This is a genomic window from Petroclostridium sp. X23 (genome assembly GCF_030013905.1).
Classification (GTDB): domain Bacteria; phylum Bacillota; class Clostridia; order SK-Y3; family SK-Y3; genus X23.
In genome coordinates this window covers 4,891,435-4,916,810 of the sequence record NZ_CP124862.1, presented here as the reverse complement: position 1 = coordinate 4,916,810, position 25,376 = coordinate 4,891,435, and the positions used below count along the sequence as shown (strand labels likewise).

Here is a 25,376-nt window from a genome sequence, read left to right as displayed (position 1 = left end):
AGTATGGACTTTTTGACGCGAAAAATCTCCATAACACAGAACTTGCTCCTAACACATCTAAGAACCGGTTCTTATCATGGAGATTTTTGTATATCGCATTTATTTACTTCTTTGTCTTCGCATTTCTCACCTCATCTTAAAAGCTTTCCCGGATAATTGCCGGTCAATTTTCCATCTTGATAAACCCTTTCACGGTAGATACACGGCAAATCCTGCTTTGATGCTTATTATATATTAAAATTCCAGATATATTAAGGTAATATTCTAATATATTGCATTATATAATATTAATGGAATTAACATATTCACTAGGGTGTTTAATGTTTTTTATATTACCGGATTGATAACATTACACTTATCAGGGAGGTATAAGAAGCATTTATATTATGTGGGGGTAAAACAATGAAGAAGAGATTAATAATTGTAACAATTATTGCTAGTACGACTGGGGTTATTCTAATCCTTTTAGCTTCATACCTTGAGATATTTTTTCCGGCAAAAAATGCCTTCTATATTGGAGTTTTCGGCGATGCTATACTTTCAATAATAAAAGGCTTAGGTATAGCACTAATAACCTCTGCTTTGATTAATGCGTTAAAATATTTTGCAGAAAACGCAGAAACGTTAATAAGAAATGATTTTATCAGTATACTAAAAAACGAAGAACTCAGATCAATAAAAAGCAGGATTGACCATGCACTATATTTTAGAGGAAGAAATTATGATGAGGATAATTTCTATACTTTTTACGAGAAGGAAATATCATCACTCTTAGATAGTTATTACTATAAGTCATATAAAACTTTCATTGACTGTGAGTTTTCAACCTACTATATAAAAAAGACAATCCGAAAACAACTTGAAATGATTAATGCTGGAAAAAAATCCTGTACTACAAAAATCCCCTTCGAAGCATCCTTACAAAAAGTAAATGGCTTTGATATGAACGATCTGTATCAAATCAAAAAATTCACAATAGATTCTAAAGATTATACACAAGAAATAAACGAAAAACTAACGATTTGCGACAATAGTAATAATTCAACTGATGAATACTGCATAAATGCAAGTACAAGCTATGAAGTTGCTTTTGAACATAGATGCCAAATTGATATGATTATTGAAACAATTGTACCAATAGATGATACTCACTTCTCGAATAAAGTAACTGTTCCTTGCAAAGAATATAGCATCACATTTAAACTAAATAATCCCTTATATAAATTGTCCTGGTATAGTTTCGGTTTTTCAGGGAATCATAAAGACAAATTATTATATGAAATCCCTTTAAAAGACGCTTTAGAAATAGGATTTAAGGAATGGATACTTCCTGGTGACGGCGTATTAATCGCTATAAATAAAAAGGTATAAAAATAAAAATATTGGAAAAAATAGTTAAAAATAAGCACTGGACATGCACCAAAACAAATGAATCCGATATAATGATATTGGAAGGAGTTGTATACTATGTTTGATGAAAAAACCATTAATGCTTTAGATGAAAAAACTGTGAACTAAGAATATTTTTTAATAATTATCTATAATGTACCGATAGATAAGAATATTTGAATTTTGGAAGCCTCCAATATATTTTAGATTTAGCAACGGAGGCTTCGTACGTTTCCGATTATCACAAATCTATAATATTTACTTTATCCCAACCTTCACTCAATTGTGGGTCCTGAATCCTATCGTACATTCTTATTATAACATTCTCAGGGACATTTCTATCTCGTATTTTGTTTTGATATAATGCTTTTTCTAAAGATATCTTAATGTAATAGCATTCCTTATAATAGGGCATGAATCTTTTCAGTATGCTCTTACGTTCTGATCTTCTAATATTTGTCGCATCAAAAACAACACTTTTCCCTTGATTTAAGTACATATGAGACTTACTAAACATTTCACTAAATAAGTCAGCATTTTTTCTAAACTCCCAGACAGTTCCAAACAATTCTTCCCTTAGTTGATCTGAAGATACGATTACGCCATTTTCTTTTCTTTTAATTTCTTCCGCAAATGTACTTTTTCCACTACCTGGTATACCAATCATCATTATAAATTTGCACATATCTTTAATCCTTTGTTAATATACTAAAATATTTTCTGCTCTATTATTATCTCTCAAATTCCCTAAAAAATTTTAAGTTACCTAAAAATGGATGTATCTTTTTTGCCTCTATCATTTTAGGTAAATTTTCATTTCTTGATTACCATTTAGCAAAAAAACTTGGATGATTATAACTCAAGTTTTTTTTGATATACAATTTAAACAGCGGATGCTTTCGCTTTTTTAGCTTCTTTTCTTTCGTTCAAAAATGCGATCACCACCATGACAACAGTTAATACGAGAAATACCCCTGCAATGGGGGATGTAAGAATGGGCATAAAACTAACCCCGGTACGCATGAGTGAACGTCTTAAGTTTTCCTCCGGAAGAGGTGCAAGAATAAAGCCCACTACCATTGGAGATATCTGACAGGAAGTATCAATAATCCCTTTACCCTTGCCAAGGGCAGTAGAATAGAAATTAAAGAAGAGGTTATAAAAAATATTAACGCAGGTATCAATTTGATCTCTCCCGAGTGCGCTATACCCTTTAATGTGCCGAATATTAATTTGATGGAACTTGTCAATACTGCTCACAGAACCAAATCTTTGTAATGATGCGATATAATAAAATACCTAAGCTTTTATACAAATGAATGAATGTACTATTTGTATAAGCTTAGGTATTTTATATGATGATAAGATTCTTCACTTTTATAGATAATAAGCCGCTTCCTTACTCATTACCTTTTATATTATTTGGCATTCTAATAACAGCCTTAAATAGATCTCCGTCTATTTCTATATGGAACCTCCCTTTTTGCAAATCTATCAGGCTTTTTGCGATAGAAAGTCCTAATCCGCTCCCCTGGCTGCTTCTGGATTCATCTCCCCGTTTAAAACGCTCCATCAGTTCATCCGCCGAGACATTGAGTTCATAAGCTGAAATATTTTTGATTGTGATCATGATTTCGTTCTCTAAATCTTCAATGTCTATATAAATCCTTGACCCTTTGAGGGCATATTTAAATATATTTGATAATAGATTTTCTATGGCTCTCCATAATAGTCTGCCGTCGGCTGAAATAAACATTTTATCTTTAGGATGGTTAATCTTAAATTGTAATTGCGATGCTTTAATTTTATCATCCAGTTCTCCCAGCCCCTGCGTTATTAATGACACGATGTCTATTTTCTCATAATTGACCGGAATACTGCCGCTAGAAGCTTTTGCCGCTTCAAACAGATCATCGGTTAGTATTTTTAATCTTTCAGCCTTCCGATCTATAATCTCTATATATTCTGCTGACTTTAACGGATCTTTTTCTTTTTTTAACAAATCAATATACGTAATAATCGAGGTCAAAGGTGTCCTGATATCATGGGATACATTGGTAATCAATTCAGTTTTTAACCGTTCGCTTTTAATTTCATTGTAAACCGCTTTATTCAATCCTTCTGCAATGCCATTGATCTCGGCAGCAAGCTTTCCGAACTCTCCATTTCCCGGTACATCTACAATATGATGAACATCTCCGTTTTTTATTTTTTCTACCCCTTCTTTTATTGCATTAAATTCCTTCACACGCTTAAGCGCAAGCCATGCTCCTACGCCTATCGTAACCGGAAACATAAAGAATGTTGCAGCAACCAATAACGGGTATCCTATTATAATCACAATAATTTTAATACCAACGTTTCCGTTGCCATACACATCTTTCCCAAATTTAAAAATCCTGTACAAAAGGCTATATAACAATGTATGCTTTATGATGGTTTTATTCTTAATATGCTTAATCAATGATAACACCAGAATCAATCCCAATGAGGCAATAAAAGCAGTTACAGGTATTAAAAATCTATCGGTGCTGCGAAAGTATACATCTTCCATAAATACAACCCAAAGTACGATCAGCCCAAAGCATAATACCACATTAATATCGTTATATAATTTGTCCACCCAATTCAAATGTACTTCTTTATCCTTAAACGATTTTCTGCCAATAGTAAATACAAGATACAGGAATGATATCAACAATCCCAGCAAAAAGAGCGCGATTCTATTAAGACCGTCCGTCATCATTACTTTCGCTGCAACCCACTTGTTAATCTTTGAATTTACAAACTCATCTGAAAATGCAATATATATGTCCAAATCTTGCTGTTCTAATTCATCAATAGCATAGGATAACGTCCAATCATAATACTTGCTGTCTTTGACCTCTTGAGGATATACCTCTTTTTCATCTGCATCAAATACCATATAGGAAGGAAAGGTTTTAAAATACTTTTTACTGATATCGGAACTAGTTGTTATTTGATTTTTCCCGTCACTTGCATAAAAGATCATCCCTTTATAGGTTTGTAACCTTTTCAGGCAGCGGTTATATTCTTTTAAGTCTTGTTTGATTAATCTTTCTTTGATTTGTGAAATCTCCTCACCATAAGCTTCTTTAAAATCTGCATAGGCTTTTTTATAATTATCCTTGTCATTCAAATCCATCTCTTCATTATTAAAGTCATGCTGATGTTGTGAAAACAGCTCCTCTTCTTCCCTTTTGATTTCATCTTCAGTAACAGTACCCCCCTGCAGAATATATTCTTCATTCTTAAATTCTTTTATGATTCGGGTTAGATTATTTATAATATCTTGATTTGTTCTCATATATTCGTTGCCGAGATAGTAACTATCTTCAAAAGCTATATCGAGAGTACCTTGCTCATTTTCCAGAAGATATACAAACGTTGTAATCGCACCGGTAAAGCACGTGATTACTATCATAAACATGATGATTTTAACTATCACCGAATGGCTATAATTTTTCGACTTTATATCCAATTCCCCACACCACCTTCAAGTATTTTGGCTCTTTAGGATTTATTTCAATCTTTTCTCTTATTTTTCTTATATGAACTGCTACGGTATTTTCCGGATTATAGGCAATCTCTTCCCATACCTTTTCATATATTTCATCTATGGAATACACCTTCCCCGCGTTTGCAGTCAAAAGTCTTAGTATTTTATATTGTACCGGAGTAAGCTGGACCTCTTCTCCATCAACAGTAATGATCTTACTCTCATCATCGATGACTAGTCCGCCTGTTTTATAAATATTACTTTTCACTTCAAGACTTCCTAATGTTGTATATCTTCTTAGCTGTGACTTAACCCTTGCAATTAATTCCAAAGGATTAAAAGGCTTGGTTACATAATCATCGGCGCCCATATTTAGTCCCATTATTTTGTCTGTATCCTCGGTTTTTGCAGAAAGCATAATCACCGGTATATTATTCTCTTCTCTTATTTTCATGACAGCTCTTAGTCCATCCATTTTAGGCATCATGATATCCATGATAATCAGATGTATTTCATTTTCTTGTACTATTTGCAGCGCTTCTATTCCATTAAATGCTTTCAGCACCTTATAGCCTTCATTATGTAAATAAATTTCTATTGCATCTACTATTTCCTTCTCATCATCGCAAACAAGTATATTCAAGAAGTATCACCTCTGCATATCAATTTGTACATATTATAACACACCCCTTATCATTTTGTTTAAGGTAATGATATCAATCAAATCTTAATAAATGCTCAATATAAATCTTAAGATTTTCTTAATAATGATGATAAGAAAGCTTATTTTCTGCCCTTCAGCCTACAAAGACTCTTACGGCTTTTAAAGATATTTGTTATAATATTAAGTATTAGGATATATATTCAACATACTCGAAACGTTACGACGTTTGCCTTGACGGGCAGCGCTTAAAAGGACGGCCAATGGCCGCCCCTTTAGGCATACTATTCAAACGATCTATATATAGTCCCTTACTTAATGTTCTGTTTAGTAACACTCAAATATTTACATCCCTAAAGTTCTAAAAAACCGGAAGAGCAATCTCTCCGGGTTTTTTATTCTACCTTTCTATTTTTTTCATATTGATAAATAACGTTTCCCAAATTGGATAGGAATGGGCGGTTAACACGGGCATAATCGTTGTAATTATCAAAAGCACCATCATGAATAACAGCTGTCAGCAGGAATTCTACATTGTTTTCCTCATCCATAATATAGGCATTATTAATCATATATCCCCATGCATAACCGCTTTTTCTGAATACGGCAGTACTGTTAGGGAAATTATATCCGGCTTGTCGTGGTGTTACCGCAAGGTATTTTTGTAAAAAGATGTGATCATCGTCTGTAAGGTTGAATCGTTTAGATTCAGGCGTTTCCCATTTAAATATAATGGCTTTTAGAATACCCTGCAAAACTTCAATAGATATATAATTGTTCTCTGAAAAGTTAACCGAATTCACACCCGTTCCTTTAACAAAACCCTCCTGGTCAAGCTTTTGACTATAATCTTCTTGATTATACCCACTAGGTTGTTCATAGATGACCTTGTTATTCTTATAGAAGGTGAAAGGATTAGTGTGCCGATTCGCCTCTAGAGATGCGTGCTGAGCTAACCTATGGAGGACTTTTATATTGCTGTATCCTTTGTTCCATAGAGTTTCATTATAGTATTTCTGCCCTAAGAACTCATATAACCTGTTAAAGGCATAATTATCACTAAAAATCAAAATACGCTTAACATATTCTGCGATGGTTCCCGATGTGGTGGTTTGACCAGGATAATCAGCACCAACTTTCAAATATGTATATTTATCCAAGCCCTCAATATCCAAGTTATTCAATTTCTCAAGCGCAAGCACACACGCAGACAGTTTTATAGAGCTTCCGGGATAAAAGTATTTTCTTGGATCTACACGATAATAATATGATTGAAAGGATGGTGTCCCGCTATCGTCGCGATGTACCTGAGTATATAGTATCTGTACTTCATGCTTATCAATATTATCGAGTATTGCTCCAAACAAGTCTCTTCTGGACTGCAATAAATCTTCAATCAGGTTTTTATTTTCTTCTCTACTATGATCACTGATATTGATATTATGTTTCTCATCAGGCTGCGCAACAGTCTCTATCGCTTGATCTTCATTATTCTCTGTATTCGTATTTTCATTAACATTTTCTTCATCATGTTTATCTTTAACAGGCTTTTGAGTAATATCTTCATTCCTATCAGTGCTAGTATCTATATCTATATTAGCATCCATATTCTCATTTTTACTCATACCTTCATCTGAATATACAGAGCTTGTATCTACCGGCGACTGTATTGCAGCTGCAAATGTATGACCTGTAATCAGAAACATCAATAGCCATGCAGCCAATATTTTAAATGAGATTCCTTTCAATAAAAGCATCTCCTTTTCTTAGGATTTAGAATATAGTACATAAAAATATATGAATGACAGATATTTTATATGCACCAATTATTCTAAATTCCAAGAAAAGATATGCTGAAGCTTTCAAAAACAAATGAGCAGAGTAGGTACCTACTCTGCTCATTTATCACTTGTTATGCGGTAACAATACGGCTTTCCGCCTGTAACCCTAATTTTTCAACAGCGTGTTCACGCATCTTATATTTCATGATCTTTCCGGCAGCATTCATCGGAAACTCGGTAACAAAATCGATGTATCTCGGAGTTTTATGCTTTGCCATGTGTGAACGGATGAAATCCTTAAGTTCATCTGCAGTCAGCGTTGCACCCTCTTTGAGTATCACGCATGCCATAATCTCCTCGCCATACTGCTTGTCAGGTACTCCGATTACTTGAACATCCTTTACCATAGGATGCGTGTAGATAAACTCTTCAATTTCCTTAGGATAGATATTTTCACCGCCCCGGATGATCATATCCTTAATACGTCCGGTGATTTTGTAGTTACCATTGGCATCACGTCTTGCAAGGTCTCCGGTATGCAGCCACCCATTTTCATCAATAGCCGCGGCTGTTGCCTCAGGCATTTTGTAGTAACCTTTCATGATATTGTAGCCACGCGCAACGAACTCGCCATCTACATCATCGGGCAAATCCTCCCCGGTTGCGGGATCTACAATCTTACATTCAACACCAGGCAGCGCCCGTCCAACAGTATTGACGCGTACTTCAATCGGATCATCCACGCGGCTCTGGGTACAGCCCGGAGAAGCTTCGGTCTGTCCGTATACAATACTAATCTGGGTCATGTTCATTTTGTCCACTACATCCTGCATAACCTTTACAGGACATGGGCTTCCTGCCATGATACCGGTTCTCATGTGGGAGAAATCGGTTTTTGGGAAATCCTCATGCTCAAGCAGTGCAATAAACATGGTAGGAACACCGTGGAAACAGGTGATCTTCTCCTTGTTGATGCATTCAAGAGACTGCTTTGGAGAAAAATACGGTATCGGTGAAAGTGTAACACCATGTGTCATAGAGGCAGTCATTGCAAGCACCATTCCGAAGCAGTGGAACATCGGTACCTGAACCATCATCCGATCCGCAGTGGAAAGGTCCATACAGTCTCCGATATTTTTTCCGTTATTCACAACATTATAGTGGGTAAGCATAACCCCTTTTGGGAAACCGGTAGTTCCGGAAGTGTACTGCATATTGCACACATCATGTTTGTTAATGAAAACCGCACGGCGGTAAACTTCATCAACAGGAACCTTCTCCGACATCGCCACAGCTTCCTCCCATGTCAGACATCCCTTCTGCTTAGAATCAATGGTGACGATATTGCGCAGGAAAGGCAGGCGTTTCATATGGAGAGGTTTTCCTGCCTCAGCAGTTTCCAACTCAGGACAAAGTTCCTTAACAATACCGACATAGTCGGAATCCTTATATCCGTCAATCATTACAAGAGTATGGGTATCCGACTGGCGCAGCAGATATTCTGCCTCATGAATTTTATAAGCAGTATTGACCGTAACCAGAACCGCACCGATTTTAGTGGCTGCCCAAAACGTAATAAACCACTGTGGGACATTGGTTGCCCATATGGCAACATGATCGCCCGGTTTAACGCCCATTGCAATCAGCGATCTGGCAAAAGTATCGACGTCATCGCGGAATTCGGAATAGGTTCTGGTATAGTCCATTGTCGTATAGCGGAAAGCATACTGATCCGGAAATTCTTCAACCATACGGTCAAGTACTTGAGGAAAAGTCAAATCTATCAGTGAATCCTTCTCCCAAACATATTTACCGGTCTTTGCAGCATTATCATACAGCTGACCTTTTACTGATTTCTTTTCAACATAACGACTCATATAGTTTGCAAAGTGCGGAAAGACAACACCTGCATCGTTAAGATCGGGCGCCCAACGCTTCACCCATTCTAAAGAAACAAAACCATCGTAATTGATTGATCGCAATGCAAGCATCATTTGGTCAATGGGCAAATCTCCCTCACCCATCATGCAATACTGCAGCACCCCGTTTTCCATAATGGAATCCTTCACATGCACATATTTGATATAGGCACCGAGGTTTTGTACTGTCTTTTCAGGTGATTCTCCTGCAAATCTGTATGGATGATGAACATCCCACAGAACTGCTACTGCGTCACTCGCTACGTGGTCAAGCAGTCCCCGCAAGCGTGTAGTGTCGGAATAGACGCCGTTGGTTTCTATGAGCAGGGTTACGCCGTTCTCTTCTGCGATCGGAATCAAACGATTCAACACAGAAAGTACCACCTCATCATCTACAGCACTTCCGGGTTGAGGGTCAATATCGGCCAAGATACGGATATATGATGTCCCAAGCTTGGATGCAAGTGCAATATATTGCACAATTTCTTGGTAGTTTTCTTCCGCCTTTTCAGCAAACTTCAGACAGCAACCGGAAGAAAGACAAGGAATTTCAAGGCGCAGGTTGGAAAGCTTCTTTACTGTTTTCGGAAGCTGGGATTCAGTGAAGGGCTGTGCCTTAACTGCAAATATGTCGTTGCCCAGTCCGCGGATTTCAATACCGTCAAAACCAAGATCCTTCGCCATGGAATAAATATCGTCCCAATCAAAATCAGGACAGCCGAGAGTTGAGAATGCAATTTTCATAAAATCCTCCTTTAAATAAATAATGACGGATAACGGTTACTTGTCTGGTGAGATTTTTCTCTTTTACCTATGGAATAAAAAAGCTTTCGTCACTTAGCATTTCTACTAGAGACGAAAGCATTATACTTCCGTGGTACCACTCTTATTGGTATATACATACCCACTTATGCGGCATCATCCATAATGAAGAATGCCCTCTCTTTATAACGGCGAGAAACCCGGTCACTCCTACTTGCTGCAGCTGCCATAACAGCTACTTCAACTTTCAGATGACTGCTCAAGGGGGAGTTCACAATCCGCTCTGTGCACTGTTTTTCAGCAACCAACAGCTCTCTGAAGCATCATACGCAGCGTGTTTTCCCTATCAACGCATTTAACTAATTTGTTAAATATGCTATCAAATTTTATGATATTTGTCAAGTACGACTCTTTTTAAAAATCGGCATCATCTTAAGATCTTATTTCTGAATATTTCATTTCTACTCTCGTCTTTACATTTTCCTGTAGGTTCCGGAAGAAAAACTGATAATCATAGATATGGAATACTCCTCTTTCAAAAATATCTAAAACAGGAGGATATTTATCTGCACTCACATCGGTCACTTTAAGAGTTCCTCGCTCGGGATCTATATAAGCTCCTGTAAACTGGGAAATCTCATTTACAATATTCCCGGTATAATCCGTAAAACAAGCGCCAAGATGAAGTTCCCTGGACGCAAGTGTGCTGTCCGACTTCCAGTTTAACGGGTTGATTGACAAGGTGCTCTCAGGAACAATAATGGAACGGTCCACGTTTTCCGCTTCACAATTAAAGGATACGATCACCCCGGTATCTTTCTCTCCTTCAGCCATCTGCAAAAACGGATATTGTTCAAGGTCCTCATCGGTCACCCTCCAACCGATGATGTAAGCCGCAACCAAAAGGTCACGGTATTTATCCTGACCAAAATATTCTTTCATCAACCGCATAGCCATATCGGATCCCTGCGAAAATCCGGCCAAAACAATAGGACGACCTTCATTATAATTTTCCATGTAGTATTGAAAGGCTGCTCTGACATCCTGATAGGCAATATCCAAATATGCTTCAGCCTCTTCTTCCTTCATGGAAAAAATATTTAGCCCTGCTTGTCTGTAATAAGGTGCATACATCCGGCAGCTTTCTTCATAGATCCCTTGTTCCATATTAAGTGCACCTAAAAACTTCTTTTTGGTTTTTTCATCGGAAAGCGGCATATTGTACCGATTTTCTTCCCCCTTATACACAGTGGGACAGATTAAAAACAGATCCGCTTTTTTATTCTCTCCGACACCCAAATAAGCCCAATGTTCACTGTTAGAATACAGCGATTCTTGCTTATTGACTTGTGTATCGGCCGCACAGGCTGAAAGAGTGAATGTTAACAGCAGGACAAAAAAAAGGATGGAGCTGATATTTCTTCTTTGTATCTTCCTCATAAAATGACCTCCCCTAAATAAAATAGTGTAAGAAGACTTTTTCTCCGAAGCTAAAGTGCTTCCATGATTGATTCAATATTATCTATTAGTAATTCCTGTGCAGTTATATTATAAAAGTTTTGTTTATAGCTTTCACCATCATGTCTTTCTTTTAGGATTGTCGTTATCCCTATTTCTTCGCCTTTTGCTGTTGCAATCTTCGCATTTTTACCATCGGTTGTTTCTATTTCTAAATATCCTTGAAGCGTTAAATATTCTGCTAATTTTTTTGCAGATATTTTCTTGTCACACCTTTGCAAAAGTAAGGCATTTATCTTATCCGTAAACCTACTTATAGGGATCATTTCCTCCGATAATTGTATACTTTCTTTTATGAAGCTGCATATTTCATTTAAACTGTAGGTTGATGATACCGGTTGTAAAATTTCATCACTATCAAAGTTATTTATAATCTCTAAAAATGCTTTGCCATACCGTTCTAGCTTCATTTTCCCCACACCCGATATCTCTAAAAACTCATCATCATTTCTAGGCATTTTGCAGCACATATCCGTTAATGTCGCATCTGAAAAAATAACAAATGCCGGGACTTTTTGCTCTTGTGCCAGTTTAAATCTTAATTCTTTTAATTTGTTAAGCAAGTCACTATTTACTACTGCTTTTTGTTTTATAGGTTTTGCTTCTCTTGCTTCCTCTTTTACTATTTTCATAGTTAGTTTTTCCCCATTCAGAAGTACATTTCTTGATTTTGAGGTTAGCTTCGCTATTGGAAATTCCGAATTGGTCAGCATCAGATACTCATTTAGTACCAAATGATTTATAATCTCTCGGATACGCTTTTCTTTGATACCGGACATGATGCCATAGGTTTTGATTTTATCCAAGCCTAATTTTACTACTTTTTCCGCCTTGCTGCCGCGCAAAGTATCAATGATTATTTTAATGCCGTACCGTTCTCCCATCCTCACGATACAGGACAGTATTTTCTGTGCATCTTCTGTAATATCTATGTCCTCAAAGTTGGTATTACAGTTACTGCAATTACCGCAAAAATTCGCTGTTCTATCACCAAAATATTTTAATATATATTCTCTCAGACAATCAAAGCTATGACAATAATAAGTCATCTGCTTTAGGCGCTCTCTATCCTTCTCTTTTACTTGCTCTAAAGTTTCCGGATCCAGATCATTTTTGTCATCGGTGATATCTATTAAGAATTGGTTGGTAATTACATCTTGACCGCCATATAATAGAATACAATCGGCAGGAGTTCCGTCTCTTCCTGCTCTGCCTGCCTCTTGGTAATAGTTTTCCAGATTCTTAGGCATGTTATAGTGAATAACAAAGGATACATTGCTTTTATCAATACCCATTCCAAAGGCGTTGGTTGCCACCATGATCGGTTTTCTATCATATAAAAAGTCGTCTTGATTCTTTGTTCGCTCATTTTCGGATAATCCTGCATGATAGCGTGTTGCGCTGTAATGATCCTGAATTAAATGATCACATACTTCTTCCACTGTTTTTCTTGTGGAGCAATAAATGATACCACTCTTATTTGCATTATTTTCCAAATAATTCATAACCGCTTTATATTTATCGACCGGTTTCTGAACTTCAAAGTATAGATTCTCACGATTAAATCCTGTTGCCATAATAAAAGGATCGTTTAATTTTAGAATTTCTATGATATCTTGTTTAACTTCACTAGTTGCTGTGGCTGTAAAAGCTGATATTACCGGTCTGCGGGAAAGCTTTTCAATAAATCCGTTGATTTTGAGATAGCTTGGCCTAAAATTTTGCCCCCATTGAGATACACAATGCGCCTCATCCACCGTTAGCATTGAGATATCCGCATTTTGGGCAAACTCCAAAAATTCAGGTGTATCAAGCCTTTCAGGGGCTACATAGATAATCTTGTACTTTCCGTTTTTAGCGTTTTCTATCGCTTTTATTGTTTGATTATATGTCAGCATTGAATTGATAAAGGCAGCAGCAATACCATTTGCAACAAGTGATTGTACTTGGTCTTTCATCAGAGAGATTAAAGGTGATATAACCAAAGTAATCCCATCGAATATCAGTGCCGGCACCTGAAAACATAGAGACTTTCCTGCTCCTGTCGGCATAATTCCCAGTACATCTCTTCCCCTTAAAACATTATCCATTAATTCCTCTTGTCCTGCCCGAAAAGCAGTATATCCAAAATATTGTTTTAAGATTTGTTCTTTTTGCATATCATATAGCTCCTATCTACCTAAGCATTTTTTCCTGTTGTTTCTTTTAATTGCTGTTGATTTAAATACGAAATAGCTCCATATTTTTCTCTAATTACATCTGCTTCCTAACAATTTTATATTCGTCATTAAATTCGAAATAGGGACAGTTATCAAAAGTATTGCTTAAAAATTTTCCCATTTCATCTTCATCTAAATTCACTTGACATTCATAATAGCTGTAGTCTTCATCATAAATATAATTTATGCAGCAATCGCAACTTTTTTTAGCTTTCATATCACAAATCCTCCCTTAAAATATAAATACGTAACATCCTACGTATGTAGCTTATCATTTTTATATTTATTTAATTGATTCCTATGTTTTTTGCACATTATTTTATCCTATCAAATAATTCAATATATTTTATCAAACATCTCCATATTTCTCAACACCTACGAAAACGGATGTTAAAAACTACTCATTTGCTCATCACTTGTAACTTGGTTATTGTATTTTGCCACTTGGTATTCTTTTGTTGACTATACCTTTAAAAACTAATATATTGTAAATGTAGCCGCTACAATTGTAAATAGAAAGGGTGAACTTCTCATGAAATACGTAATTGATGAGAATGAAACTTATGAGGATGTAGAGATTATTATCAAGTGTAAAAAATGCGATGATAGTATACTATCTTTGATCTCTCGCTTGAAAATGCAAAACGAAAAAATTATTGGAGTCATTAACGAAAAAACTTTTGTGCTTGACCCTAAAGATATTTTATATTTCGAAAGTGTTGATAAAAAAAGCTTTATTTATACCAAAGATGAGGTATATGAATCATCCCTACGGCTATACGAAATTGAAAAGATATTACAGATGCAAGGTTTTATCAGAGCTACAAAATCTACAATTATAAATATTTCTAAAATAAAGAGTATTAAAACAGAGTTCAACTCAACATTAACCGTAGAGATGGAAAACCATGAGAAGTTAGCTGTTTCAAGGCAATATGCACCTATATTAAAAGAAAGGTTGGTACAATAATTATGAAAAAATTTATACATGCAATAGGAGAAGTAAAATTTATTACCGGATTATATTTTATGGCAGCAATTATGCTAGGCTCCATTGGCAGTTATTTTATGCATGGCCTGAGAGAATTCTCATTTATAACCATATGGCAGCTTTTAGGAATGTCTGCTGTTTTTGGTGGCTTGCATTTCATACAATTTTCAAAGCTGCAGCCATTGATTAAAATAACAGTTCATAGCATATTATCCTATCTTACAGTGATACTTTTTTCACTATTTTGTAATTGGGGATTTACAGAAAGCACAACGGTATTTTGGCAATTTACTGTTATATTCTTAGGGATCTATGCTTTAATGTTTTTCGCTTTTTCACTGTATTATAAAAATGAAGAAGTATATCTTAACAAAAAACTAGACGAATATAAGCAAAAGAATAAATAAGTCGAATGAATAAACCGTCCCCTCATTTGCTCATATCCCCAACATCGACTATTTTGCTATCTTCCCTCATATAATCCTTATAACTGCTCCACTTATATCTCTCAATGGCGCTGATACCATGTTTCAAAGGACTTTATAGGAAATAGAAAAAGGGCTATTACTGATGCCCTTTTTCGTATAACAGCTATTTTAAATTTTTACTTGATATCTATCAGCTTTCTAATACTTCTCTATATCATGTGCCGCAAAAGGTTCGATAAGGACAGGCTGATGGCTCAGGCAGTGTGGAGTATTCCGCCTGTTCGGGGGAATGCGCATAGGGTTTTGAAAGCACACTAAGCAGCCGCTCCATCACACTGTAGTCTCCTTGTTTTACTGCGGCTTCTAGCGCTTCTTCTACCCGGTGGTTCCGAGGGATTATCGCAGGATTGGAGTTTTGCATCAACTGATACGATAAATTTTTCGATTCCTGCTGTCTGCCTAATCTCGCCTGCCACAGCTCATGCCACTGAGCAAATTCCGTAGTGCCAAACAGGGCCGTATCCGACCTCTCATCAAAAGTTAATGCGCGGAAGGTATTGGTATAGTCCTCACGATACTTCTGCATCATCCTTAGGAGACCTTCAATAAGTGATTCATCCTCCGGCTCTTGATTGAATATTCCCAACTTTGCTCTCATGCCTGCAAGCCAATGACCCCGATACAACTCAACAAAATCCGAAACCGCATCCTGCGCCAGTTTGACAGCCTGCTCCTGGTTAACATCCAGCAGCGGCAATAGGGTTTCAGCAAATCTGGCAAGATTCCATGCGGCAATATCCGGCTGATTGCCGTAGGCATAGCGGCCATGAATGTCAATGGAGCTGAATACCGTTGCCGGATCATAGGTATCCATAAAGGCGCAGGGACCGTAATCAATGGTTTCTCCGCTAATGGTCATATTGTCGGTATTCATCACTCCGTGGATAAAGCCAACCAACTGCCATTTTGCAATCAGCGCGGCCTGACGCTTGACCACTTCCTGAAGCAGCGAAAGATAGCGATTGTCACCAGTATCAACGTCTGAAAAATGTCTTTGCAATGTATAGTCCGCCAGAGCCCGGAGATCTTCAACAGAACCCCATTTAGAAGCATATTGAAAAGTACCGACGCGCAAATGACTGGCGGCCACACGGGTGAGAATTGCGCCAGGCAGCACAGTATCGCGGATAATGGACTCACCGGTTGTCACTACCGCTAAACTACGGGTGGTAGCAATACCAATCCCATGCATTGCTTCGCTGATGATATATTCACGCAGCATAGGTCCAAGCGCCGCTCGGCCATCGCCCCCTCGGGAATATGGTGTTCTGCCTGAACCCTTAAGTTGAATATCAAACCGCTCACCTTGGGGAGTAATCTGCTCGCCAAGCAGCAGTGCCCGGCCGTCTCCTAACATGGTAAAATGCCCGAATTGATGCCCGGCGTAAGCTTGGGCAAGAGGCAAAGCGCCTTCGGGAACTTGGTTGCCGGCAAGCACTGCTACACCATCATTACTTTGCAGCATCTGGTCGTTTAACCCCAAGGATATTGCCAAGGGATGATTGAGAATAATTAACTTGGGTGATGGTACAGGATTTAGATTGAGACTTGTAAAAAATATTTTCGGCAGACGAGCGTAACTGTTGTCTAAGTTCCATCCTGTTTCTATTATTTCTTTTCCCTTTGTCATGTTATCTCCTTTCCTTCTCTGATATTTGTGTATTCTAGACTTTTTTACATAAAACAAAAAGCATATGCACTATCGTATTTTTATTTATTTACTTTCAAAACAATCCAATCTTTTTTAGTGTCTACTTCTGCCGATTTATTATACCTTTTCCACACATAGATAGGATCTTTTAGATATTCTTTAAGAATATATTGAAAAGCCTCGTTCTCTCTTGTTTTCTCATTCCAATTTATTCTACTTAAAAATAAAAATCCGGCAAAGGTAACTTCTCCTCAGCCGGCATATTTGCAAAATATTCAATTTTACTTTTGACTGCAATACGTCATGAAAACAACTTTGTCAAATACATCAAATCTTAACTTTTACATATATTTCTATTCTGATGTTAATACTTTTTCTTTATTTGTAATTTAAACCCAGCAAGTCTTTAACCACATATGCTATACCATTCGAAGGATTGGGTATCTCTACACCTATGGTTTGCAATATAGCCATCGTGAACGCCAACAGTAAAAACAGTGAGAAAACAATAAGTTCACGCCGGTATTTTTTCCGGATAAGGTCTGGAACTTCAAATAATGCTATTCCTATAAAAACCATGATTAACAAAAATATCACCGACATTTCCCCCTCTGCATTTTGGGTACCCTGCGTATTTTAGCTATCAATAGTGACATGAGAGGAATAATAAAATAAAACAAAATACTGAAGACAGGCCAAATACTGCTGCCAAAATAAGCGAATTCCATGGTAGACTCGTGGCTCGCCACTCCAAGGATAATACTGATAATCCCGATGGGAAGAACCAGCGGTACATAAGAACGTAAATGCAACAACTGAGCCATACCCAATACACCTGCATAATAGAAAACGCTAGCCTTTATAAATATCATATTTAACATATTGATTGCAATCAAGACCTCGAGCCTGGTTAAGATTTTTGCTATATCTATCAGTCGTACTGCATCATACGCAGGAAATCCCACAATGGTGGATATAATTCCGAGCACAGCTGTATCTCTTACTGAAATAATTAATAACGTGGCTCCTCCGATGAGTAATCCCGACAAGACAGCACTTTTTACCTGGTTTTTCTCATTCATATAAGGAATAATCATGAGAAAAACCAGTACTTCCAAAAATGGGATGGATGCAATGACATGAGTCCCCTGCATAAAATCTATCACAGGAATGTCAAAAACCGGTAAAAAGTTGACCCATTTCATGTCTTTCAGCAATAAAACGAATGTTAAAAACACTATTATTAGGGTAACTCCTACAAATATAACACTGATACGGGCTATTACTTCTATCCCGCTGCGTACGGCCCAGGCACAAATGAAAGCAAACATAATTGCAATTACCAGTAAGGGAGTCTCCGGCATAATATAGATCAAAAAAAAGTCGCCAAGAAAACCTAATTGGAAAGAGAATATTGATAAAAAAAGCCATACATATAGTGCAGAAATCAATTTGCCTAGATAATGGCCGTAAATAATATCATGAATCTGGATCAAGTTTTTACCTGGGAATCTTTGGGCAATCGCTATGTAAATCAGTACAAGGAGCAAGCATATCACCAATGCTGCTAAAATAGCCAGCCAAGTATCATGATTGGTTATCTGATTAATAAAAGATAGCGTTAAAACAGAACCCTGAATCAAACCCCCTATTAAGAACATCAATTGTGAACTCGATATTTCTCCTTTTTCAAGCCTCATAAATTGCTCTACTCCTTTTCCGTACTGGCAGGTCTAGTTATTCTACCTGTTCTGCGCAGCTTGGCCTCAACTATTACTTCTACTTCTATATTGGGAAAAACCTCATCCCATCTGTCTTCTAATTCTTTCCACTCTTTGCGATATTTTTGATGTACTGCTTCACCAAAACCAAATATATCCGTGTTAAGTTTCCTGGCTTTTTTCAATGCAGCCATAACTTCACTTCGAATAACAGCCTCTTTCTCTTTTTCCAGGAAATCAACCTTCGGTGGTAATGTCAAATCTTCAAGACATGACTGGCTGCCCAAATTTCCTTCTTCTTTGATTTCTATCTTCATATGTATCCTGCCATCCTTTATTTTCGGCGTAATTTTACTGCTGGCCCGGATTATTTCAAGGCTGGCTTTACCACCGCCGGGACAATCCACATCAATAATACCACTTTTTATTTCTCCTATGACCCATAAAAGGCCTCGGGTTTCAGTCTTATCCAGCTCGCCGGTCAGTTTATCCTTCTTAAAAACTGCCGTTCCCGATACGAAGGCTTTTTTTTCTTTGCCTGAAACTTCAATGAGAGGAGCTACAGGCGATGTAGTTTTACTTAACAACCGAGTAATAAAATGCTGCAGCTTAACAATACTTGATTGGGATGTAGCCTTCTGTGCTTCAACCAAATCACTGATTTCTAGTGCCGGAATTAACTCCAACTCAGATTTTATTTCTAAAAGCTCATCTGCTTTATCTTTGGCAACTAGTATCCAAACCGTTAACCGGGTTTCAGGGTCACGCACAAAGAAATCAATATATTTTTGCACTCCTTCTTCAGCGGTGTTCCGACTGAAAATGATTACCTGGTTATGGGGAAAATACAGCTTGCGTGTTGCTCCATGTGTAAACTCCCTCACCGCAGTAAAGACAGTATCTCCTGTGCTTTCTATATTAAAGTAGGCATCCTCCGGGCTACTGCTGCCTTCTCCAGGCTTTAATGCCCTTGGTTTGACTATTTGAGCCGTCAGTTGTATTTCACCATCCTCCTCAGATTTATCAATACCCATACCTGCAACAATAGAAAATTCATCCAATTCATGGCGGCTCCAACAGCCGGTTAAAATTGAAATGAACAACATATAAATTACTATTTTCAAAAATAAACCTATACGGTTTTTCATCAATTACACTCCCAATATAGAGTTTTCTCTAACCTTACCGGTCATCCCTCTCTTTTGATGGAGGTTTAGGCTTTAATCTGAATTCCTGCCGTTGAGAATTATGCCAGGCTATGGCTCTGGGTTGGGTAAACATAGCCCAAATAGGCACTCTGACAAATACATCCTTTAGATCACGGAAGGTGAGCGGAGCCACAGGCGACAAATAAGGGGTCCCAAAAGACCTTAAAGAAGCCAGGTGGATCAAAATACCCAATAATCCGATCGCAATCCCAAATCCACCCATGAACCCAGCAAGAATGAGCAGAATAATACGCAGAATAACTCCTGCATCTGTCTGGGATGGCACAACAAAACTGGAAACAGCCGTTATGGCGATTACAATAACCATAGGTGCTCCGATAAGACCGGCTGCTACCGCAGATTCGCCGATTACCAATGCGCCTACAATACTGATGGCCTGTCCGACCGGACGGGGTAGGCGTACTCCGGCTTCCCTGAGTATTTCAAATGTTATCATCATCATACCGGCTTCCAGTATTGCGGGAAAAGGAGTTCCTTCACGGTTTGCTGCCATGGTGAATAAAAGAGCAGTAGGAATCAACTCCTGGTGAAAGGTTGTCAAGGCTACATATACCGCGGGACCAAGAGTGCTTATAGTAAAAGCAATGAATCTCAGCATTCTGACCAGGCTTGCAAAATATGCACGGGAATAGTAATCTTCCGAGCTTTGAAAACCTTCAATGAAGACCATGGGAACGGTAAGCACAAAAGGTGTGCCGTCAACCAGAACAGCTACCCGCCCTTCCAGCAGTTTTGCAGCAACAATATCAGGCTTTTCACTGTTGGCAACAGTTGAAAAAATAGAAAAAGGTGCATCTTCAATAAATTCTTCAATATAACCCGACTCCAGGATAGCATCGGTATAAATTCTTTTTAACCGGCGCCTGACTTCTTCTACAACCTTGTCATTGGCCACTCCTTTTAAATAGGCAATGCATATACTTGTTTTTGTTTTTTTGCCTAATTTCATTGTTTCAAGGGTTAAATCAGGGTTTTTAATTTTACGCCGCAGCAGTGTCGTATTGGTACGCAAATTCTCAGAGAAAGCTTCACGCGGTCCCCGGACAACAGCTTCGGTCTTCGGTTCATCCACACCACGGGTGGCCCAACCCTTGGTATGAATATCTAAAGCTTCTTTGGACCCATTTATCAGCAAAATGGTATCTCCTGATAAACAATCATCCACCAGTTCATCTATAGCGGTTACTATACCAATATTCCCCACAGAAAGCATGGTATTTTTAATACTATCAATATTAATCGCTTCTGATGTTTCTTCGCTACATATAAAACGGCTGTCATACATCAAAGGCTTTATTATACTTTCATTGATAGTCACTTTGTCCGTCATGCCTTCCAAAAAAATAAGTGCAGCATTGATTTGCCCTTTATGACCAAAGGAGAATTCTCGGATAATAATATCATCGCTTGTGCCCAAAATCTCTCTTAAGGTTTTCAGATTTTTCTTAAGGTCATGTGAAAGGTTAACTTGAGATAATTTTTGAGGATCATTCTCTTTATTAAAATTTCGGTTAAGTATTTGCCAAAAACGTAATTTATTCGATAGAAAATGAAACATAAATCCCCTCCACTTACCGTAAAATTCATTCATGTGTAATTATTTCCAAATAGATTGAGGTTATTCAGTACCGTTGGTGTTGAATTTAAATAATAATATATGTATCAAAAAAGCAAGAATTCATTAGCTTCATATTTATATCATTAAAGAAGTCCGGTGCTGTCTTACACACCGGACTTCTTTACCTATTTAGCTGACACTTTTGTCCCACCACTATAAATTATAGCCTTTTTGGATAAATATTCTTTATATCATTTAAAATAATCTATATAAAAATAAAAAAATGCCATGGTAAGATATTAAACTTACCTCTGGCACCAGCGCCTTTCAAAATATTTATTGACCATGAAACATCTAAGACCAAACTTGCAAATTTAATCGTTTATTTTGGCTTCAGTATAGCATAGCAATAGATAAATGTCTATGTATCTATTGACAGAAAGCCCTTATGCACAATGCATCTATAGTTGATTTTCCCTAAAGAATCGGAATATAAATCAATTTGTAATTTGTGAAAAGATATCCTGTTGAATGATTCTTAATAATTCTTAAAAACCTCTTATGATCATTCAACAGACAAGTTTTTGCCCTCTCGCTTGTTCAAGCGACTGATAAAAACACTCGTAGTGATAGTATAAATCCATAGTGAAAAATCCGAATTTTCTTTAAATGTATTAATCTTTTGAAATGCCCGGATAAATACCTCTTGCGCAAGCTCGGATGCATGACAGGAGTCTCCGACTTTATTGACGAATAGCGTATATACTTTGCTTTCATATCCTTCAATAAGGCTCTCAAAAGCTTCAATATTCCCTCTTTTCGCCTCTTTTAGAAGCTGACTGTCACATTTGCCCACTGCCGCACTCCCCTTTTTTCGGTAACTCCATTATAATAAAATTAAAGGGTGAATAGTTTACAAAATGGTTACAGTATTTATAAATAGAGTTTTTAATCTCGAAGGGAGTGGTTTTCTCTAAAGATCCATTGTCCTATAAAAATAAGCGCATACTTTTTGATTTCAGTCGATTTCCTTTACTAGTTCAGTTCATTGAGAAAACTTTCTTCCCACATATTCACATAATCACCAACGGCCCATTCTGCCATAACCACCATTGCTCCTTCTTGGATGGGTATTTGGTTAGCAGGCTTATGAGATAAATCCCCGTTATTTATAGTATAGATATAGATAACATTTTTACAAATGATGACTGCAATATCTTTATTAGGCGACGTATACGCGTCTAATGCCGTCGGAACCTTACTCTTTATCACATTCCATGATACCGCCAAATCATCATAACTAATCATGTTTTTGGGGGGAATAACGGGAATATTAAAATCGGCATCATGATCCATAAACCGCTTTGCTCTGGCATTTAACCTCCCCTGCATCATCCAATGTCCGTTCTTCCTTGTAATGGTAAAGCTTTCTTCATCAGGGGTACTTTCCACTCCATCTCTGTTTTCCTTGTTTTGAGCGGAAAAGTACGCCTGCGCTGCATGGAACATCGCTTCTTTTCCGCTTTCTCCTAAAATTTCGGATATTTTTACGCCTTTATTGCTTTCGATATTGTCTACAGGCAATACCTTAAGCCTATGAAAAGCCTCCCTATCTTTTTCTTGTACAGTATACTCCAATGCCATATAGTCATTCCCGATAAAAAGTATGCTTTTTTTCGAAGTGGAGCTAATCAAAGAAGCATTATCATTGATATTATTAATGTTTATTTCATTATCTACCGGATAAGCGAACAGAGAATCATTCAACCCATTTGTTTGTACTTCCCTGGTGACTCCTACTTTCCAAAACCCGTTTCGCCGGGGCAAAAATAAATTGTCCATCTCCAGTACCGGTCTAAGCCTTTTATAGTCGGCCGAAATCCACAACGTTTTGTAAAATACCCGCTCCCCGTTTTGACCCGGTAATTTGCTCTTATCAAATCCGCTTTCTTTTAAAGAACGCAGTCCCAAGACCACGCCTGAATGATACCGAAAAGCTTCCATCTTGTTTTGGCTATTTTCTGCAGATCCCTGCCTTCCCCCTGTTGGAGCTTTATTTTCCTCCAATTCATCCGAAAGCTTTTTAAGATAAAGCATCCGGTTGCCCATAGATAGAATCAACTGTGAAGCATCTATTCTCACAAATTCGTAAAATAATTTATCGCCGGAAGTAATGGTTATAACATCAACTTTTGCACTTTTTATCCCCAGTTTTCCCGCATCTGCCTTATAGGTATATAAAAAATAATATCCGGCATCAACATTTTTTATTTTATATTGAGGATGCTCACATAATTCTTGTGCAAAAAAAACGTAATCCTTACCGAATTCCGCTTTTTCTCCCAGCCATTTGTCTTGTTTTTTCCCTTCAGTGTCCTCCTTTGCCAGAGAAATGCTTTTTTCGATAATCCAAGTTCCTTTGATAGGAATTGCATTGTTTTCAGGTGCACCTATTTTTTCATCCGTTTCTATTTCTATATGATTACAAGCTGCTAATAGAAGCATAGGAACTATAAATAATATAATCAACCATTGTTTCATGTGTTTTTCTCCCCTTTGGGAAGTTCCTCGATGCTACAGCGGCAGTTTTACATACACTGTAGTCCCTTTTCCCAATTCACTTTCTATTTTGAAAATACCGTCATGCATTTTTATAATTTCGTCACAAATGGATAAACCTATTCCGTTCTGAGCCTTGCTGCTCTTACCTTTATAAAACTTCTCCTTCACTTTTGGCAAATCTTCACTGCTGATTCCGCAGCCATTATCAATCACCGACAGTATAAGGTATTTGCTATCCGCATTTGCTCTTAAGAGAACCTTCCCACCCTCCGGTGTAAACTTGAAAGCATTATCCAAGATATTGATCATTACTTGCTTCATCCGGTTTCTATCAATAAGCACGTTGGGAAGATCTTCATCATACTCTACGACAAATGCTATTTGTTCCCTCGCCGCCCGTGGGGCCATGTAACGCTTGATATGCTCAATGAAAAAGGCAAACTCCGTCCGTTCTTTCTCAAGCGACACTTTGCCCGAAACAAACCGCGAAAAATCCAATAGCTCCTCCACCATCCGGGTCAGTCTTTCACTTTCTTTTTCTATAATGGCAAATCCCTCTTTTAACATAGGCTTATCCCCTAAAGATTCTTCGGTATTCAGCGTATCTACCCATCCTCTGATGGAAGTAAGAGGCGTTCTGAGTTCATGGGAGACTGAGGAGATAAAGTCATCTTTCAGCCGGTCTTTTTTCAATATTTCATCTGCCATAAAATTAAGCGTATCCGACAGCTTCCCGATTTCATCTTCCCTTTGTTTGATGCTTCTGACTTTCAAGTTTCCTGAAGCCATGATACCGGCAATACCGGTTACTTCTTTTATAGGCTCCACAATGCTATTTGCCAAAAGTACGCTGACACATCCGGTAACTATAATGACAAAAGCACCTATGGCTACGAAAATCCTCGATATGTTTCGGATGCCTCTGTCAACTTCACGAAGTGATGTAACAAACCGCAGCACGCCGACAATCTGTTCATCCGACCGAAGGGGATAAGCTACCGCCATAGTATTAAAAGAATTATATTCAACTTTTCCCAACCATCTTCCTTTTTCTCCCGTCAGCGCTTTTTTGACGTCATTTGTTTGCAAGGGCTCCTTAGGCATAAACCCTACCGAGTCCATGAGAACCCTGCCCGAGAGATCAAGAATTTGGACTTGTGCTTCGGTTTGATTCCAGAAAACATCCACATTTGCCATAATATTGTCTTCCAAAGAAGCGTTGGAAAAATATCTTGCGTAAAAATCTGCAGAAATCTTTATCTGGTTTGTGAGAATTTCCTCGGTATTATTATAATAATACTGCTGTACGAAGTTCATAAGCAGTATCTCCAATATTCCGACGCTGATCAGGATGACCAGCATAAAGCTTCCCACTAACCGCATTTTTATACTTTTCATAATTACCCG

At 37.6% G+C, this 25,376-nt stretch carries 20 protein-coding genes and 1 other annotated feature; of the genes, 3 read left to right on the top strand and 17 right to left on the bottom strand.

What is annotated here, in order from left to right:
* Positions 1 to 402 precede the first annotated feature (402 nt).
* Positions 403 to 1,371 carry a hypothetical protein gene (locus QKW49_RS23090; RefSeq protein ID WP_282864984.1) on the top strand — a complete coding sequence of 323 codons (969 nt, stop codon included), beginning with the start codon at positions 403 to 405 and terminating at the stop codon, positions 1,369 to 1,371.
* A 259-nt stretch (positions 1,372 to 1,630) separates the two neighbouring features.
* Here QKW49_RS23090 and QKW49_RS23085 read toward each other — a convergent pair whose 3' ends face one another.
* From QKW49_RS23085 to QKW49_RS23045, 9 genes are all read right to left on the bottom strand, one after another.
* A complete protein-coding gene (locus QKW49_RS23085; RefSeq protein WP_282864983.1) occupies positions 1,631 to 2,074 on the bottom strand; it encodes an AAA family ATPase in 444 nt (147 codons plus the stop codon).
* 197 nt (positions 2,075 to 2,271) lie between these two features.
* Positions 2,272 to 2,649, bottom strand: a complete 378-nt coding sequence (locus QKW49_RS26080) for a hypothetical protein (RefSeq protein ID WP_349239060.1) — start codon at positions 2,647 to 2,649, stop codon at positions 2,272 to 2,274.
* A 139-nt stretch (positions 2,650 to 2,788) separates the two neighbouring features.
* Positions 2,789 to 4,891, bottom strand: coding sequence for a HAMP domain-containing sensor histidine kinase (locus tag QKW49_RS23075; RefSeq protein ID WP_282864982.1), 2,103 nt, complete (start codon positions 4,889 to 4,891; stop codon positions 2,789 to 2,791).
* Entirely contained in the window at positions 4,866 to 5,552 is a 687-nt protein-coding gene (locus QKW49_RS23070) for a response regulator transcription factor (protein ID WP_282864981.1), read from the bottom strand. Before QKW49_RS23070 ends, QKW49_RS23075 begins: the two co-directional genes overlap by 26 nt.
* 413 nt (positions 5,553 to 5,965) lie before the next feature.
* Positions 5,966 to 7,318: a serine hydrolase gene (locus QKW49_RS23065; RefSeq protein ID WP_282864980.1), complete on the bottom strand. Its 1,353-nt coding sequence runs from the start codon at positions 7,316 to 7,318 to the stop codon at positions 5,966 to 5,968.
* Positions 7,319 to 7,482: 164 nt separating this feature from the next.
* Complete coding sequence (locus QKW49_RS23060) at positions 7,483 to 10,014, bottom strand: AMP-binding protein (protein WP_282864979.1); 2,532 nt, start codon at positions 10,012 to 10,014, stop codon at positions 7,483 to 7,485.
* A 104-nt stretch (positions 10,015 to 10,118) separates the two neighbouring features.
* Positions 10,119 to 10,391 (bottom strand) — a binding site (T-box leader).
* Between the two features lie 73 nt (positions 10,392 to 10,464).
* On the bottom strand, positions 10,465 to 11,472 hold the full coding sequence (locus tag QKW49_RS23055; RefSeq protein ID WP_282864978.1) for a DUF3089 domain-containing protein: 1,008 nt from the start codon (positions 11,470 to 11,472) through the stop codon (positions 10,465 to 10,467).
* A gap of 50 nt (positions 11,473 to 11,522) precedes the next feature.
* Complete coding sequence (recQ, locus tag QKW49_RS23050; RefSeq protein ID WP_282864977.1) at positions 11,523 to 13,709, bottom strand: DNA helicase RecQ; 2,187 nt, start codon at positions 13,707 to 13,709, stop codon at positions 11,523 to 11,525.
* Positions 13,710 to 13,803: 94 nt separating this feature from the next.
* Positions 13,804 to 13,986 (bottom strand): DUF6472 family protein, encoded by a 183-nt coding sequence (locus QKW49_RS23045; protein ID WP_282864976.1) that lies wholly within the window; start codon positions 13,984 to 13,986, stop codon positions 13,804 to 13,806.
* 315 nt (positions 13,987 to 14,301) lie between these two features.
* Between QKW49_RS23045 and QKW49_RS23040 the strand changes: the two genes are divergently transcribed.
* Together QKW49_RS23040 and QKW49_RS23035 are read left to right on the top strand one after the other, a co-directional pair.
* Positions 14,302 to 14,739, top strand: a complete 438-nt coding sequence (locus QKW49_RS23040; RefSeq protein ID WP_282864975.1) for a LytTR family DNA-binding domain-containing protein — start codon at positions 14,302 to 14,304, stop codon at positions 14,737 to 14,739.
* A gap of 2 nt (positions 14,740 to 14,741) precedes the next feature.
* Positions 14,742 to 15,167 carry a DUF3021 family protein gene (locus tag QKW49_RS23035; protein ID WP_282864974.1) on the top strand — a complete coding sequence of 142 codons (426 nt, stop codon included), beginning with the start codon at positions 14,742 to 14,744 and terminating at the stop codon, positions 15,165 to 15,167.
* Positions 15,168 to 15,402: 235 nt separating this feature from the next.
* Here QKW49_RS23035 and QKW49_RS23030 read toward each other — a convergent pair whose 3' ends face one another.
* The 8 genes from QKW49_RS23030 to QKW49_RS22995 form a co-directional block, all read right to left on the bottom strand.
* Positions 15,403 to 16,878 carry a protein adenylyltransferase SelO gene (locus QKW49_RS23030; RefSeq protein ID WP_282864973.1) on the bottom strand — a complete coding sequence of 492 codons (1,476 nt, stop codon included), beginning with the start codon at positions 16,876 to 16,878 and terminating at the stop codon, positions 15,403 to 15,405.
* Positions 16,879 to 17,277: 399 nt separating this feature from the next.
* Positions 17,278 to 17,502, bottom strand: a complete 225-nt coding sequence (locus QKW49_RS23025; RefSeq protein ID WP_349239059.1) for a hypothetical protein — start codon at positions 17,500 to 17,502, stop codon at positions 17,278 to 17,280.
* Positions 17,493 to 18,599, bottom strand: coding sequence for an endospore germination permease (locus QKW49_RS23020; protein ID WP_282864971.1), 1,107 nt, complete (start codon positions 18,597 to 18,599; stop codon positions 17,493 to 17,495). Before QKW49_RS23020 ends, QKW49_RS23025 begins: the two co-directional genes overlap by 10 nt.
* A gap of 8 nt (positions 18,600 to 18,607) precedes the next feature.
* Positions 18,608 to 19,768 carry a Ger(x)C family spore germination protein gene (locus tag QKW49_RS23015; RefSeq protein WP_282864970.1) on the bottom strand — a complete coding sequence of 387 codons (1,161 nt, stop codon included), beginning with the start codon at positions 19,766 to 19,768 and terminating at the stop codon, positions 18,608 to 18,610.
* Positions 19,769 to 19,802: 34 nt separating this feature from the next.
* Positions 19,803 to 21,407, bottom strand: coding sequence for a spore germination protein (locus QKW49_RS23010; RefSeq protein ID WP_282864969.1), 1,605 nt, complete (start codon positions 21,405 to 21,407; stop codon positions 19,803 to 19,805).
* A 565-nt stretch (positions 21,408 to 21,972) separates the two neighbouring features.
* On the bottom strand, positions 21,973 to 22,263 hold the full coding sequence (locus tag QKW49_RS23005) for a sigma factor (RefSeq protein WP_282864968.1): 291 nt from the start codon (positions 22,261 to 22,263) through the stop codon (positions 21,973 to 21,975).
* Between the two features lie 179 nt (positions 22,264 to 22,442).
* Complete coding sequence (locus QKW49_RS23000) at positions 22,443 to 23,948, bottom strand: hypothetical protein (protein WP_282864967.1); 1,506 nt, start codon at positions 23,946 to 23,948, stop codon at positions 22,443 to 22,445.
* Between the two features lie 33 nt (positions 23,949 to 23,981).
* Positions 23,982 to 25,367 (bottom strand): ATP-binding protein, encoded by a 1,386-nt coding sequence (locus QKW49_RS22995; RefSeq protein ID WP_282864966.1) that lies wholly within the window; start codon positions 25,365 to 25,367, stop codon positions 23,982 to 23,984.
* Positions 25,368 to 25,376 lie beyond the last annotated feature (9 nt).

Bases quoted from the DNA above. Each gene is read 5' to 3' on its own strand.
- QKW49_RS23015 (WP_282864970.1), bottom strand. From the start codon at position 19,768: ATGAAAAACCGTATAGGTTTATTTTTGAAAATAGTAATTTATATGTTG.
- QKW49_RS23010 (WP_282864969.1), bottom strand. From the start codon at position 21,407: ATGTTTCATTTTCTATCGAATAAATTACGTTTTTGGCAAATACTTAAC.
- recQ (WP_282864977.1), bottom strand. From the start codon at position 13,709: ATGCAAAAAGAACAAATCTTAAAACAATATTTTGGATATACTGCTTTT.
- QKW49_RS23055 (WP_282864978.1), bottom strand. From the start codon at position 11,472: ATGAGGAAGATACAAAGAAGAAATATCAGCTCCATCCTTTTTTTTGTC.
- QKW49_RS23020 (WP_282864971.1), bottom strand. From the start codon at position 18,599: ATGAGGCTTGAAAAAGGAGAAATATCGAGTTCACAATTGATGTTCTTA.
- QKW49_RS23025 (WP_349239059.1), bottom strand. From the start codon at position 17,502: ATGTCGGTGATATTTTTGTTAATCATGGTTTTTATAGGAATAGCATTA.
- QKW49_RS23085 (WP_282864983.1), bottom strand. From the start codon at position 2,074: ATGTGCAAATTTATAATGATGATTGGTATACCAGGTAGTGGAAAAAGT.
- QKW49_RS23060 (WP_282864979.1), bottom strand. From the start codon at position 10,014: ATGAAAATTGCATTCTCAACTCTCGGCTGTCCTGATTTTGATTGGGAC.
- QKW49_RS23035 (WP_282864974.1), top strand. From the start codon at position 14,742: ATGAAAAAATTTATACATGCAATAGGAGAAGTAAAATTTATTACCGGA.
- QKW49_RS23045 (WP_282864976.1), bottom strand. From the start codon at position 13,986: ATGAAAGCTAAAAAAAGTTGCGATTGCTGCATAAATTATATTTATGAT.
- QKW49_RS23030 (WP_282864973.1), bottom strand. From the start codon at position 16,878: ATGACAAAGGGAAAAGAAATAATAGAAACAGGATGGAACTTAGACAAC.
- QKW49_RS23000 (WP_282864967.1), bottom strand. From the start codon at position 23,948: ATGAAACAATGGTTGATTATATTATTTATAGTTCCTATGCTTCTATTA.
- QKW49_RS23040 (WP_282864975.1), top strand. From the start codon at position 14,302: ATGAAATACGTAATTGATGAGAATGAAACTTATGAGGATGTAGAGATT.
- QKW49_RS22995 (WP_282864966.1), bottom strand. From the start codon at position 25,367: ATGAAAAGTATAAAAATGCGGTTAGTGGGAAGCTTTATGCTGGTCATC.
- QKW49_RS23090 (WP_282864984.1), top strand. From the start codon at position 403: ATGAAGAAGAGATTAATAATTGTAACAATTATTGCTAGTACGACTGGG.